Genomic DNA, 14,703 nt, shown 5'->3' with positions numbered 1-14,703 from the left:
AATTGGATTTACAGTGGCTATAATGTTAAGAGCGCTTGTAAATCCACATTTGCCAAGTTTTGAAAATTACGGTGTCAATCCTTTAAAGTCCAGCCATGATGCTAAGATGACTGCCTGCCAAACTGCCATCCAATCATCGTTGCTAGCTTGGTTTTCTGCCGCAAGAATGCGCTGATAAGCTGTTTGCAGAAAATCTAAATTAATGTATTTCTCCAGGTTTTTCATTTTTTGGGACATCACCTGATCGAGAATTTGGCGATCGCGCTTGAGAAAGCCATCATTAAAATTTGGTGACAAATCAGCTTTGTCAGTCCGCCACTGAATGCTTTTTGGAAGAATTCCTGCTAAAGCACGGCGCATGACCATCCGTCCCCATCCTTGATATAGTTTTTGTTCAGAAGGCAATGCTAGACAAAATTCTATAAGTCGCTTATCCATGAAAGGATGGCGAACTTCCAAAGAAAACATTGCTGCATATTGATCCATCTGTTCTAGGGTGTAGGCTAATATTCCTTGAGTTAAGCTACGCCAATGCTCCTGTCTTAAAGTCAGGGGCGCTTCCCGTGGAGGGCTTAACGTTTGCATCCGTTCATCCAGATAAATACGTTGTGCAAAGTTACGGTTGACAAGAGGAGTCTGAGGTAAAGACCAATCAGGAGATGTTTTTTGTCTGTGTTGTCCCCTCCAGAATAACCGTACTTGCTCCCAGAAAGGCTTAATTCCGTGAGCGATAATTAACAATTTCCGGGAAACACCAAAATGTTTGTGAATCAACTGTACGGTTTTAACAAACTCTATCCATTGCCACTTCTTGACTAAATCTTGGAGATATGGTAAACCATGGCCCCGAAAAACTACGTATGGCGAAACATTGTGCTGTGCTGCTATGGCTTTAGCTTCCTGGATGAGAGTTTTCCATTTACCTTGACGTCCTAATTCCGTGAGTCTAGCTATCCCGTGGCTCACTGTGGTATCGCCATCAAAGCCATCTAGGGTAATCCGCATTCCCAGTTCTTTGGCGGTGCGATAAACCATCCAAGGATAGAAATGACTCGGACCCAATAAAGCCTCATCTTCATACTGAAAAATACTATCTAGATTAGACAAAGGACCAAATTCATCACCATGAATGTAGTGGGGGATGAATCCTCCCTGTTCTAGTACAGCATTGATAAAGGGGCGTTCATCACATTCAGTAACTTTATCAAAAATACTTGAGATGGTGTGCAATGGAGTTTTTCCTACTTCCGCAAGCAGATTCCGTGCTACACAAGTCACAGCCGAAGAATCCAAGCCACCGCTCAGTTGGCTGATTATGGGGAAGGCGCTACGCAAGCGACACTTGACAGCTTCTGTGAAGATCTGCCGAAATTCTTGAGCATATGCTTCATTATCAGCTAAATGAATTTCATGCTCAGGGTCAAGTGACCAGTAAGACCATTGTTGTATTCCTGATTGACTGACCACCATACTATGAGCCGGAGGAAGCCGCAGAATATTTTTATAGGTGGTGATCTTTTGATCTTCCATCATCAATGCCAAGTAGTCGCCAATCCTAACTTCATTGAGGCGACGTGGTACCTGTGGTAAACATAGGAGTGCTTTGATTTCTGAAGCAAATATGAATTCTTGATTTGGTTGATAGTAATAGTAAAAAGGCCTGACTCCAAAATGGTCTCTTGCACAGAAAAGTGTTTGCTTTTTTCTATCCCAAATCGCAAAAGCAAAATCACCAAGTAGATGCTCTGCACATAGCTCTTCCCATTTTTGATAAGCAGCTAATATTAGCTGAGTGTCCGTTATTTTTGTGAGTGGACAATCATTTATTTGTAATATAGATAATAACTCTTCCCGATTGTCGATGCGAGCATCGGATGTAATGACTAAATCACCCGTTTGATTAACTAAAGGTAACTTTTCTAGTAGAGATTCGGGGGTAGTCCACAGCATTCTATGACCAAAACCCAAATTTCCATCATGCCAGATGTCTGCACCATCAGGACCACGGTGAGCGAGAGTATTTACCATCTTTTCTAAATCTTGCTTGTCTACAGAACGCCCATCAAGATAGTAAATTCCCATCATCCCACTCATAACTTGACTCCTTCTAGGGTTGGCAGGGGAATGAAGCGAGAAAGGTCTGCCAGATTCCCAATCACAATCTTTCCCTGATGTTCTATCCAAGCATGAGCTTCTAGGATTCCTGTCTTGTCTTTGGCGACACCAATGCGGAGTTGACAAGGGTGGTTATATCTATTCATCAGGACTTGCGTAGTCAAGGCACGAGCTAAACACTTGACGCCAGGCGTGTAACGACTGGCTACCTCTACAGCCCAGACAATTTTGCGGATGGATACTTGGTTTGTAGTTTGTAGGCTAACTGGTTGACTTATTTTTGGTAACAGCTTTAAAAGAGTGCGAAACGGTAGTAACCACAATCCCAGGCGCATAGCTGCCAGTAAAATCAAGGTCATGATTAGTAAGTGGCGATCGCCTGCATTAAAACTCACAAATTTAAACAGTAGCGTCATTTTGAATATTGATTAGTTCCGCAGCTAAAAGATCTTCAAGTAACTTGAGCAAATCGCGATCGCACCGTTCGGCTTCAACTTCGTACTCTGCCAAGATAGCTGCTTTAATATCCTTGACAGTTTTGGGTGTTTGAATCAAATTCCAGATCAATGTTCCTACTTCATTCAAACCGTGGTATACACCAGATTTCAGATTGAGAATCACTGCTTCACCTCCCAAATCAGAGGAAATTTGCTCAACAGATGCCACAACAATTGTATTTTCTGAGATATTAAATTCTACTGTTTTTGATTTCATGTTTACTCAATTTCCTTAGGCTATTCTATTTTGGCTATGCAATGGCTCCTGTTAACATCTAACTAGCTTTCTCAGTGCTTATCCGGATATTCAGGTAAAAAAAGCGAATAACTTCCCAAACTTTGCACCCAACAACTCATAGATTCACTTCTTTTTTATTCTTTGCACCCAGGAAAAACCGAGCCTTACCTTGGGAAAATAGGGTATGGCTGAAATTAAGTATATTTTCTTACACTTGTATAACTAAAAAGTTTTAGTTTTACTAACACCCATGGTATAAACTTGTGAAACTTTTACCGTCAAACTCGGTTTTTAATTATTGCAGAGGTAGATTTTTGATGAATTAACAACCCTGAATGCGGAAGATGCTTACGTAGCTTTTCTAAGTTATCAGTATACATACATAACACTCACGATGTACGTAAAGTTCATCAAAAAAACATAATTAGGTTAATCTTGGGTAAAGTTTGCTCTGAGGAGTTTATGGAAATAGAGGTGTAGGGGTCTAAACCTGGAATTTTGAACCAATTTTTAAGTTTCTTCCACTATTGCTTGATTAAGCAAAGCTATCCACATGTCTGATGGTTCTGAGTAGTAATCAATCTGCTCAACTTGATATCTATAAGAGCGACTATCATCTTCTAGAATAATCCAGTCACCACGCTTGACACCTTTACACTGCGCGGTCATATAACCTTTTTTTAAACCTTCTATAGGCTCAAATATATAGTCGCGCCCATAAATCAATCCCCGAAAGTCGTGTATTTTATGTTTTTGGAACGTTGGTATAGTAAAAATAAATTGCGCGACTAACTCATAAATAACACTAATGCTAATCCCTGACCTACTAAAAGGCATAATTATTTGCTTATCAATAAAATTTGTCTCAAATTAATGCTGTTCACAGAGTAATCATTCAACCGACAACTAGTCTCAAGCTGCAAACAATCAAGGACTTTTGATTTTGACTTGATGTTTCTAGTTCTCCCCTTGCAGATAACACTTGAACTAGCCAAAATTGCTGGATACACACATTTAGATTGTAGCCAGATGAAAATAATGTCAACTGTAATCCTACTGGCACAAGTCAAGGCTTTGGTTTGATATCCTTTGTTGTTGGTTGGTGGTTGTTAGTTGTTAGTTGTTAGTGGTTGTTTAATACTTACTCCTCACACTCCCTAGTGCATCCACTAATACACTCAAAATTTCTGGGTCAAAGTACTTGACACAACCATGGTCGAAACTGCTATATTGTTAAACAGCGAAAACGCAGTGGGGCGTAGCCAAGCGGTAAGGCAGCGGGTTTTGGTCCCGCCATCCCTAGGTTCGAATCCTAGCGCCCCAGTTAATTCAAAGGTAAAACTAAAGCAGTAAACTTTATCTTACAGTTTGGTGCTTTCAAACTTATTTAACTGTAATTTTACCAAACTTGTGGTAGCGATCGCAATTTCGCCAAAGCACAAAATATAATGTGCGGTAGTTGGTAATAGGCAACAGCAGCCATAACCCATCACTGTCAAGTGCTATCACACGCTCGATGGAAGTACCCGCAGGTATAGATCACGATGCACAGTATAAAAAATCTATACATACAGCTTGGTTAACTGTCTCAATTAAGCTACCAATCTACCTTACGTAATGTTACTGTATGTATAGTGCATCGCTCCAAATTAACGGGCATTTTCAAGACTTAATACAGGGTGACAATGAATTGAAATCAGGAATTCAGTATTTAGAATTACCCGACAATTAAAGCTGGGAACCCCAGACAACGAAAATAATTTTTTGATCCATAACATGATCAAATTGCGGGCTTTTACTTTTGAGTTTACTAATTCTGAATTCTGAATATCCGATTATTTCGGTCAGGAATGTAGTGAAATTTACTAAAGATATGCTGAAATCAGAAAAATATCATCACCCGTTGTTAACAGCCAACTCTGCTCAATTAAATGATGCTGATGAAGGCGGATTAAATTTAGGTCAAGTGGGAGCAGCCCTTCGTCGACGAGCGCTACTAATAGCTGGTTTAACCGGCGTAGTAGCAACCGCAGGGGCATTAAAAGCAGAAACAGATCCACCAATATACCAAGGCAGCTTTGAAATTTTAACCAAACCTGTGACTGGTGAGGGTAAAGTTATAGCTAATGTTCCTCAAACTATAGGAGACGGCAAAGACGCGATCGCAGCTCCAGAAACCACCGAAGAAATCAAAACAACAATAAAAGTTTTACAAAGTCGCAGAATACTAGAGCCAGTCATCAAAAAGCTTCAGACTAAGTACCCAGAAATAGAATACGACTATGTAATTGAGAACTTAGAGATTGAGTCGAAACAGCGACATATTTTACAAGTTCAATATATCGATGCAGATCAGCAGCTAGTTACAGATTTGCTAAATAGTATTAAAGATGCTTATTTGCAATATAGTTTGGCAGAACGCCGTAATGATGTAGAGCAGGCACTGAAATTTGTAGAAAAACAAAGAAAACCATTAGAACAACGAGTCAAAGATTGGCAAGAAAGACTGCGAACAATCAGGCAGAAGAATAATTTAGTCGAACCAGCCCAAAAAGCACAGGAAGTATCTACTCATGTTGCTACATTGACACAGCAGCAACTAGAAAATCGTGTGATGCTAGAACAAATGCGAGCCAAGTATCAAGACTTGCAAAAAGAGTTCTTGCAACAACCAGGTGCATTAGCTAGCAATTCACTACTCAGTGATAATCCCCGGTATCAAAAAATTCTCGATCAACTCCAGCAAATAAATGCCCAAATTGCTCAAAGAGGATCTATATTTACCGACGAAGAAGAAGGCATGGTACGCCTTTCTCAACAGAGAGACACCATGACTATGATGTTGGAAGAAGAAAGAGCGCGAGTCAACAGAGATTTTCAAAGCCGCATCCGAGAATTGGAAGCACGTGATCTGGCTATTAGTGAAAAAATAGATAATCTCAATGGCTATTTGCGAGCTTTAGCAGCAGTTAGTCGTGATTACGATAACATTCAGCGAGAATTAAAAATTGCCACCGAAGGCTTAAGCCAATTTACAGCCAAGCAACAAGCATTACAAATCGAGTACGCTCAAAGATTACAACCTTGGAGATTACTAGATCCTCAATTGACAAAAGTGAGTGAACCTGAAGCCATCTCTGATAGCGCTAAGAGAAATCTCATATTGGGAGGAATGTTAGGTTTGTTAATGGGAGTAGGAGCAGCTTTAGTTGTTGATAAACTCAGCAACGTCTTCTATACTTCCAAAGAACTTAAGGAAACTATAGGACTGCCATTATTAGGAGTAGTTCCTTTCAGAAAAGAAATTGCCCTCTCCACAAATGCAGGTAATACTTCCAGTGGTTTGCAGCAAGCAGCTCGCGCTTCATTTTTTGAAGTCTTTCGCTCTCTTTACACCAACATTCTGCTTTTAGGTTCTGATGCACCAATTCGTTCACTAGTGATCAGCTCCGCAGGACAAGGAGACGGAAAATCAACAGTTGCTGTACATTTAGCTTTAGCAGCAGCTGCAATGGGACACCGAGTTTTGCTTGTAGATGCAAATTTACGTTCTCCCAGCTTACACCAACGCGTAGGGTTAATGAATATTCAGGGATTGACTGATGTTATTTCTTCTGACTTAGACTGGAGCAACGTGATTGAGCGATCGCCTCTAGAAGACAATCTCTATGTCCTCTCGGCTGGTCCTGTTCCCCCAGACTCAATTAGGTTACTCGCGTCTCAGAAAATGCAGGACTTGATGCAAGACCTACATAGTAGTTTTGATTTAGTGATTTATGATACTCCGCCCCTCGTTGGATTTGCTGATGCAACCTTATTGGCAGCTAACACCAATGGTATGGTACTAGTTGCTGGTTTAGGTAAACTAAAGCGTACCGTCTTCCAACAAGCATTAGAAGAGCTACAAATATCCGGCACACCCATCTTGGGATTGGTAGCCAACAAGTCCAGAGATGCCGTACCTGCTTCCTATACCTACTATCAGCAGTATTACAGGCAGAGCATGAGCGTAGAACGTGTTGGTGATGATGATGACACAGAAATCAGAAATAACTCTGTCCCCACATCTTCTTCCGTGAGGAAAATTAAGGGGTAGTGGTTAGTGGTTAGTGGTTAGTGGTTAATAACTAACTACCAACCACCAACTGCTAACTACTAACTACCAGCTATTACTTATCCGCCGATTTCAAAGCACGATCTAGTATTTGCCTAGCCTGTTCTGCTTTCGCTTTTGCTTCCTGGTAACGTAAATTTGCTTGAGCAAAAGTTTTGAGAACCTTAAAACCTTCCTTCAGGCGAGTAATTTCCTCTTCTGTCACAGAATCATCTGAAAAGAGAATATCAACTTGTTTGCGAATTTCCAATGCTTCGGCGCGTGAGTCTTGGACTTTCAGCTTGAGTGTAGCTAGGTTGCTAAGAATTTGAACAGCTTGGGTAATTTCGTCCTCACCGCTAGTAGTATCCATTGATACTTCTTTTACCTCGATCAATTGTTTGGCACTAAATCCGTCTTCGAGTTCCGTAGGTAACTTACCTTCATCCATGAGTTGCATCAGCTGATCCATCGCTTTTTCACGGGCTTTAGCTGAATCTTTACCAGTTACAGTAAGGATGATATCTGGGCTTTGAGCGAGAGTGTACTGAACCATATTTTTGCAAGAAACTTGCTACTGCTTTGAAAGCCGCTTAATTTTAACATGAAGAAACCCCTATTTTGGGGATAGTGGCGAGATGGGGTGATGAGGTGATGGAGGGAGTGTGGGAGAAATCTTTATCCTTGTCCTCCTTGTCCTCCTTGTCCCCTTGTCTCCCTTCCAATTCCCAGTCCCCGATCACCGATTCCCTATCCCTAAATAATTCTGGACTATCTGCAAAATTCGTGCTGCTGCATGACCGTCTCCAAAAGGATTGATTGCATTTGCCATTGCTGCATAAGCATCCGGGTTACTTAACAATTCTACGGCATTAGCCACTATAGTCTCTGATTTAGTTCCCACAAGTTTAGCTGTACCAGCTGTGACTGCTTCTGGTCTTTCTGTAGTTTCTCGCAGAACCAAAACTGGTTTACCTAGACTAGGGGCTTCTTCTTGCAAACCGCCAGAGTCTGTAAGGAGAAGGTGCGATCGCATAATCGCTCCTACCAGTTCACTATAGTCTAGAGGTTCTGTTAAAAAAATCCGAGGGTGATTGCCCAAACTTTCTTGTAATGGTTCTCGTACTGTAGGATTGCGATGCAATGGCAATAATAAAGCTGTGTCAGGAAACTTATCTAGTATCTGTAAAAATCCTTGGGTGATTCCTTGGAGTGGTTCTCCCCAATTCTCCCGTCGATGCACAGTCGCCAGCAAAACACGATATTTATTCCATTCCAACCCAGGTATATTACAGGCTGGTTCTTTTGCAGCTACATTTAACAGTGCATCAATTACTGTGTTACCAGTCAAATGAATTTGACCTAAAACACCAGAATTTTTTAAGTTTTGCACTGCTAAAGGTGTTGGTGCAAAGTGCAATTGAGTTAGTTGTGAAATTAACCTTCTATTAGCTTCTTCTGGAAAAGGATTAAATAAGTCATCTGTTCTTAACCCAGCTTCTACATGACCGATAGGAATTTTTTGGTAAAAGGCTGCCAAAGTCGCTGCAAATGCCGTGGTAGTATCTCCTTGCACCAAAATTAAATCTGGTTTATTTTCTTGAAATAATTCTTCTAATCCTCGCAAGCTGCGGCAAGTAATATCAGTTAAAGATTGTTGCCGTTGCATAATTTCTAAGTCACGATCTGCCTGAAGGTTGAAAAGCTGCATCACTTGTTCAACCATTTCACGATGCTGTCCAGTCAAAATAACTTGTGTTTCAAAGCCTGGAAAGTTTTGGAAAATTTGAATGACTGGAGCTAACTTAATTGCTTCTGGACGAGTACCTAAAATAATGTAAACGAGTTTGTTATTAGTCATTAGTCATTAGTCATTGGTCATTGGTCATTGGTCAATGGTCAATTGTCAATGGTCAATTGTCAATAATTGTTAAGTTCAAATTATGGTCATCTGATTTTGGATTTTAGATTTTGGATTGACCCCACGGATAAATCCGCTTTCTTGTAAGCTGTTCGGAATTATCGGTCAATTATCACAAAGGACAAATAACAAATGACAAATGACAAAAAAGCATGAAAAAACCCGGTAAAACCGGGCAGGATGCACTGTTTGTCGAATTCAGCAATAGGTTACAGTTTGATGTCACACGTTAGTGGGCAAGCAGCATAAACGGTCTTCTGCATTTCTTCTGTTTCTCCATGCAACCAGCTTAACCACTTCACTTCTTTAGGGTGGATACCCTTAGCGGTCAGTACGCTTGCACCAATAACAACAGCCAAAACATTAAACAGAATTAAACCTCCTGCCACAAGTAAAACGGCACTAACAGGCATCACAGATTGTAGAACAATAGACAATAGACATCCGACCGTAGCCATTAAAACAACCAAAGGAAAACCGACAACCAGCAAGCATACTGCCAATGTGAAAGACCATATCAAAAAGCTTTTAACCATTAATAAGGAATCAGTTTTGCTTAAATTAGCTGTTTGTGAGAGAGCCATGAGTATATCTCCTAAATACGCAAATCAGTTTGGAATTCAGAAGTCTTTCCTTGATGTTGATAAACAAAGGGATCAACAATTAGTGAAGTTCAGTATATAAAAACCAGTTGAGAAGATGAGCATTTATTTAATAAAATTAACAGTTAAGTTTTTATTATTATGGATAAACGCTGATAGCTTATTTTCGCTAAAAACTTCTTTTTGCCATCTATCCTTAGACAGATAAGCTATAAGTTGCTTACTTATTTAGTGTGTCTTAAGAATTCGCTTCTAGCTTTCTTAATATTTCTTATCAAAACCATAGCTGATTCTCATAATTTTAAGATGTGGCTGCGGTAGCGTGCAAGCAAAATTTGTAGAGACATCTCATCAAAAATCTCTACATGAACATGAACCGAAGTTGTCTGGGAAATTAGGCAGATGGCAGGTGGAAAGTAAAGTTTTTTCATCTGCCTTGGTTTACGCAGTTGATGATGGCTACGTAGTTCACCTAAATTTCAAATCTTATTAAAATATTTTAGTTTTAATTTATACTAAATTGTATAAGTATAAATTCTATAGCTGGATTATATACTTATTGTGTTAGACATAGTAAAGTCAACAACAATGTATATACTTAACTGATAATGTTTTCATTAATTAAGTTAAAAATAATACACATAACAGCAATAAATATTGACCATAGTTTCAGTGGCAGCTGAATACGTAACTATAGCGATCGCAGACCAGATGACGTTTAGCTGCCTTCTGTTTCCTGTCTTTTACATAAGTTCACACAAAATCATTTGTAAAGATATATGTCAGAATCACAAAATCCATTAAATCCAGCCCCATCTGTAGCTCGTGGTATTCCTCCGCTTCCCCCACCACCACCAACAATTAGTACGCAGCGCCAGTCCACACAAACTTTAGAAATACCAGTTGACAGAAGTCGTACTACCCCATCACCAGTTTCTCCCCCTGCTTCTGCTCATCGTCCTGGGACACCACCACCAATCCCTAGTCCCAGTCCTGCCCGTGTCAAAAACAATAGTTTACACCCAACTTTACATCAGTTGGTACGGGAAGCTTATGATAATGGTATCTCTGATATTCACTTGGGTGTAGGCGAACCACCCCGCTTCCGTAACCGTGGCGAAATTCAGACTACAGATTATCCAGAAACGGATAAAGAGACTTTTATGAATTGGATGCGGGAAATATTGACGGAAGCAGAAATTCAACGGTTTGAAGAACACCTAGAATTTGATGGTGCAACTCAATACGAATTTGCCCGTGTGCGGATAAATATCTTTGATTCTCTCAAAGGTTATGCAATGGTCATGCGCTTAATTCCCCTCAAAATCTTAACCATTGACCAGTTACGCCTACCCCCTGTTTTCAGGGACATTTGCCATTACCACAAAGGCTTGATTCTAGTGACAGGTCCGACTGGTTCTGGTAAATCTACCACGATGGCAGCGATGATTGACTACATCAACAAAGAGATGCCCAAGCATATCATCACCATCGAAGACCCCATCGAATTTGTTCACAAAAGTCAAAAGTCCTTGATCAAACAACGGGAAGTGGGAATGCACACCCGAAAATTTGACAACGCCTTAAAAGCTGCTTTACGGGAAGATCCAGACTTAATTCTAGTAGGGGAAATGCGGGACAAAGAAACCGTGAATACAGCGCTCAAAGCTGCTCAAACTGGTCACTTAGTTATGGGAACTCTGCATACTAACAGCGCTGTGAAAACGATTGAACGTATTCTCAATCTTTACTCAGGTGATGAACAGGATGCCATGCGGGTGGCAATTTCCGAATCTCTGGTAGCAGTGATTGCTCAAGGTTTATGTCGCACCACAGATGGCAAACGTGCTGCTTTTCACGATATTCTAATAAACACAGATGCAGTTAAAGACTGGATCAAAGAAGGTAAGTACGATGAAATTACGGAATTAATGAAACAAGCTGGTTTTGATGGCATGATTACCATGAATCAGTCTTTGTTTAACCTCTACCAAGAAGGTCGGATTACTGAAGAAACAGCCTTGGAGATGTCACCGACTCCCAATGAAATGGCCCAAATGCTGCGAGGTCGAGTGTAAGAATTAGGGATAGAGGATAGGGAATAGGGGATTAGGAAATAATAATAAGAGTAGGAATTAGACAATAAAAATATAGTTCTACACTAGCTTCTAATTCCTGGTTGACTATTAGCCCCCAGTCCCTAACCTATTGATTCCCTTGACTTCAGATAGACTCATTCTACCCCAGTTATTTAAAGGCATTGCTCTGTTTACGCCCGGAGGAGATTTGATTTATTGTATCGACCCCAGTAAGCAAGGTCGATGGCATTTGAATTTATGTGCAAGTTTACAGGAAATCTTAAACTTGCCAGAACCACCTCATTTTTTAGTACCCTGCTACACAGCTACTATTGATCATTGGTTAGATCCACGTACCCAACAAATACGCACTTTTGCTGAAGCTTATCCAGCTGTGATGCGACATCAAGCGCTACTAAATGCCATTTTTGGTACAGGCGACATTATTTGGCAAAGCGCACCTTGGCGAGAAGGATTGTGCGATCGCATGGTATTAAATAGTTATCGCTCCTCGTTCCCCCAACTTTGGGAAGACCACGACTTAATCGTACGTTTAGATCCTTTTGAAGCAGTACCATACTATCAAGAAGCAACAAAACTACAGATACAACCAAACACCCAAGGCTATGTTCTACGCTTGTTTGTAGCTGGCCATAGCCCCGGTATAGAACGTACACTTGAGAGTCTCCACGACCTATTAGAACAATACCTTGGCCAACCATACACCCTGAAAGTCATTGATGTAATCAGCCATCCAGAACAAGCAGAAAAAAATCAAGTCACAGCTACCCCTACCCTTGTAAAAGTATGGCCTCTCCCCGTGCGGCGCATTGTGGGCGACTTGGATAATGTAGATAAAATTTTGCAGATGTTGGGTGCGAAAGAACAGAGTTAAAAAGTCAATGGTTAAGGGTTAAGAGTTAACATGCAGGTAGACCTGCACTATCTTAAATGTTATGACTACAGTCTTAACTAAACGCTTTACTATAGCCGAATATGATCGTTTAGCAGAACTCGGTTTTTTTAATGAAGATGACCGAGTTGAGCTAATTAGGGGAGAAATCATTTCGATGGTATCTAAAGGCAAACCGCATTCTGTGTGTGAAACACGCTTAGAGCGAGAATTATTTAAGCTTGTGGGAGAAAGAGCGACACTACGGGGACAGCAACCGATTATTATTTCTGACTACAGCGAACCGGAACCAGATCGGGTAATTGTCAAAAATAGCCCTGATGATTATCTTAGCAATCATCCCACTCCAAATGATATTTTACTGTTAATTGAGATAGCCGATTCCTCTTTGAAATATGATCAAGAGGTGAAATTACCACTTTATGCAGAAGCGGGTATTGCTGATTATTGGATATTTAATTTAGTAGAAAATCACTTAGAGTATTATAGTGAACCATTACATGATTTCCAAGCTAAATTTGGTTATCGCAAAAAGTTAATTTATCTGGCAAATGAATCAGTTTATCTACCGTGTTTTCCGGATTTAGTTCTGGATTTATCAAAGGTTTTTCCCCCAAAGATGCAGTAGAATCCAAGAAATCAGAAAAAGGGCGATCGCTACAATCACCCTTATTTGACAATCAAATCCTCCATTGCGTGCTGTAAATCTTTGGTAAAATCTGCAACTGCTTGTCTCGCACCTTGACGACTTCCCTTATACACCAGATACCGTTCCGAAATTGATAACGGTTCACCCACAGTTATTTTCGCTTTCTGTTTACCCAAAAGTGGTCGCTGGAAAGGATTACCACCTCTAATTCGAGTTACTACATCCCAAATGAGTAATGTTGTTTCGGCAAAGCGTTCGGCGGTGGGTTTTTCGTTGACATAATTACCTGTGACAGCAACCAAACTTTCTACTAAACGCATGTGCCACATCCGCAAATTCGCTTCTTCGGCAATGCGATCGCCTAAATCTCTTTCTAAAGATGAGAGTGATTTTATATCTTTATAATCTTCTCTAAAAATATAATTCCAACCTGCCTGTTCTACTCGGCGACAGCGATCATTAAAATTACCCTTTGGTTGTAAATCAAAATACTGTTCTGCTACTTGTAAAACTATATTTAAAAGTGCATTGAGACGAGCAGCAATAAATATATTTATTTCTTCAGATTTTGCTGGAATTTCTGGCAATTTTTGATGATAAAACCGTGTGTAAAAATCTTCCATTAAACTGAGCAAACGTTCTGCTAAGCTTAACAACCGGGGGTAAAGGAAACTAGGGAGATGGGGATGAGAGTGAGTCGAGGGTAAACCACTGTAAGTTTCTAATTTAGTTAATAAATTGGCAATCGCACCCCAAGGATCTGCAACATAACTATATTGAATTCCTATTGGTACAATGAGAACCTGTTCATCTCGTCCAGCTTTGTGCAAGTCTTCAGCACACCAAAAACCCATTTGGGCGATTCCGGGTTCGAGGGGATTAACAATCTCTGAAAGCCCATTGGTAGCACCTTCTGGTGCAGCAGCCATGGGAAACCGCCCATTGGCAAACAAATCGCGTGCTGAACGCAAACCTGTCCAGTCAGCTTTACCCCGTTGAATAGGTGTTGCACCCAACTTAGAAGCAATCCAACCTACCTGGGAACCAGCCCATAGAGTAATACCGCGATCATAGATAAAATGAGCATGGATTGGATGCTGTAGCGATATTCCCTGCTGTCGTGCTACCCTTGGCACGAGTCGGGAAAGCAAGTAGCCCAAACACAGTGGATCTGTAGCTTGAGGATGGCGAAATGCTATCAAAAAACGAATCTTTCCCTCTTGAAACTGACGGTAGAGATTTACCAAAACCTCTACGTTATCTGCTTCAATTTGGCTAATTGCTGTTTTCCAGCGTAAGTAGCTGGGTAAACCTAGCTGAATAACTCGTAAAGCCGAGGGGTTAAATGCTGGCGGAATAAATTCTAGGGGCGGCTGTGCTTGATTGATAACATCAGTCAAGGTAACGTTCTCCAATGTGAATTGTAAATTATGAATTATGAATTATGAATTATGAATTATGAAATTTTTAGGACTTACGCAGTGGTCACGGTAAAATGAACCGCAAAGGACGCAAAGAACGCAAAGGAAAGAGGCTTTCAGAGGGTTTTTGCGTAAGTCCTCATTTTGTTTTTTTTATTCTTTTTTTCATTTTTTGT

13 protein-coding genes and 1 tRNA gene are annotated in these 14,703 nt (G+C 40.5%); 6 read left to right on the top strand and 8 right to left on the bottom strand.

All coding sequences use genetic code 11. From position 1 onward, the window contains the following. Positions 1-66: 66 nt before the first annotated feature. The 4 genes from NIES592_RS08610 to NIES592_RS26225 all read right to left on the bottom strand — a co-directional run bounded on the left by NIES592_RS08610 (position 67) and on the right by NIES592_RS26225 (position 3,687). Complete coding sequence (locus NIES592_RS08610; RefSeq protein ID WP_073555496.1) at positions 67-2,094, bottom strand: lasso peptide isopeptide bond-forming cyclase; 2,028 nt, start codon at positions 2,092-2,094, stop codon at positions 67-69. Beyond that, positions 2,091-2,531, bottom strand: coding sequence for a lasso peptide biosynthesis B2 protein (locus tag NIES592_RS08605; protein ID WP_009456424.1), 441 nt, complete (start codon positions 2,529-2,531; stop codon positions 2,091-2,093). Before NIES592_RS08605 ends, NIES592_RS08610 begins: the two co-directional genes overlap by 4 nt. After that, positions 2,515-2,829 carry a PqqD family peptide modification chaperone gene (locus NIES592_RS08600; RefSeq protein WP_062245883.1) on the bottom strand — a complete coding sequence of 105 codons (315 nt, stop codon included), beginning with the start codon at positions 2,827-2,829 and terminating at the stop codon, positions 2,515-2,517. Before NIES592_RS08600 ends, NIES592_RS08605 begins: the two co-directional genes overlap by 17 nt. Before the next feature lie 531 nt (positions 2,830-3,360). Next, positions 3,361-3,687, bottom strand: a complete 327-nt coding sequence (locus NIES592_RS26225) for a hypothetical protein (protein ID WP_016869274.1) — start codon at positions 3,685-3,687, stop codon at positions 3,361-3,363. A gap of 415 nt (positions 3,688-4,102) precedes the next feature. Between NIES592_RS26225 and NIES592_RS08590 the strand changes: the two genes are divergently transcribed. Continuing rightward, positions 4,103-4,174: transfer RNA gene (locus NIES592_RS08590), tRNA-Gln, on the top strand. Positions 4,175-4,723: 549 nt separating this feature from the next. Further along, a complete protein-coding gene (locus tag NIES592_RS08585) occupies positions 4,724-6,946 on the top strand; it encodes a GumC family protein (protein ID WP_073555495.1) in 2,223 nt (740 codons plus the stop codon). Between the two features lie 73 nt (positions 6,947-7,019). Here the strand turns inward: NIES592_RS08585 and NIES592_RS08580 are convergent, their stop codons facing one another. The 3 genes from NIES592_RS08580 to NIES592_RS08570 form a co-directional block, all read right to left on the bottom strand. Further along, complete coding sequence (locus tag NIES592_RS08580; protein WP_062245886.1) at positions 7,020-7,499, bottom strand: hypothetical protein; 480 nt, start codon at positions 7,497-7,499, stop codon at positions 7,020-7,022. A 183-nt stretch (positions 7,500-7,682) separates the two neighbouring features. Beyond that, on the bottom strand, positions 7,683-8,804 hold the full coding sequence (gene wecB / locus NIES592_RS08575) for a non-hydrolyzing UDP-N-acetylglucosamine 2-epimerase (RefSeq protein ID WP_062245888.1): 1,122 nt from the start codon (positions 8,802-8,804) through the stop codon (positions 7,683-7,685). A 269-nt stretch (positions 8,805-9,073) separates the two neighbouring features. Beyond that, on the bottom strand, positions 9,074-9,448 hold the full coding sequence (locus NIES592_RS08570) for a hypothetical protein (protein ID WP_009456418.1): 375 nt from the start codon (positions 9,446-9,448) through the stop codon (positions 9,074-9,076). A 340-nt stretch (positions 9,449-9,788) separates the two neighbouring features. On the opposite strand from NIES592_RS08570, the gene NIES592_RS25020 reads away from it, so the two are divergent. From NIES592_RS25020 to NIES592_RS08555, 4 genes are all read left to right on the top strand, one after another. Beyond that, positions 9,789-9,959, top strand: coding sequence for a hypothetical protein (locus NIES592_RS25020; RefSeq protein WP_157221844.1), 171 nt, complete (start codon positions 9,789-9,791; stop codon positions 9,957-9,959). Between the two features lie 286 nt (positions 9,960-10,245). Further along, positions 10,246-11,544 carry a type IV pilus twitching motility protein PilT gene (locus NIES592_RS08565; protein WP_062245890.1) on the top strand — a complete coding sequence of 433 codons (1,299 nt, stop codon included), beginning with the start codon at positions 10,246-10,248 and terminating at the stop codon, positions 11,542-11,544. A gap of 130 nt (positions 11,545-11,674) precedes the next feature. After that, entirely contained in the window at positions 11,675-12,439 is a 765-nt protein-coding gene (locus tag NIES592_RS08560) for a circadian clock KaiB family protein (protein WP_178379506.1), read from the top strand. Between the two features lie 61 nt (positions 12,440-12,500). Next, on the top strand, positions 12,501-13,085 hold the full coding sequence (locus NIES592_RS08555; protein WP_073555494.1) for a Uma2 family endonuclease: 585 nt from the start codon (positions 12,501-12,503) through the stop codon (positions 13,083-13,085). Positions 13,086-13,126: 41 nt separating this feature from the next. Here the strand turns inward: NIES592_RS08555 and NIES592_RS08550 are convergent, their stop codons facing one another. Next, positions 13,127-14,506: a glycerol acyltransferase gene (locus NIES592_RS08550; RefSeq protein ID WP_073555493.1), complete on the bottom strand. Its 1,380-nt coding sequence runs from the start codon at positions 14,504-14,506 to the stop codon at positions 13,127-13,129. Positions 14,507-14,703 lie beyond the last annotated feature (197 nt).

The sequence above is a fragment of the Fischerella major NIES-592 genome, from assembly GCF_001904645.1.
Taxonomy (GTDB): Bacteria; Cyanobacteriota; Cyanobacteriia; order Cyanobacteriales; family Nostocaceae; genus Fischerella; species Fischerella thermalis.
Note: the sequence above shows the minus strand (reverse complement) of the source record. Positions and strands in the feature narration are given on the sequence as shown.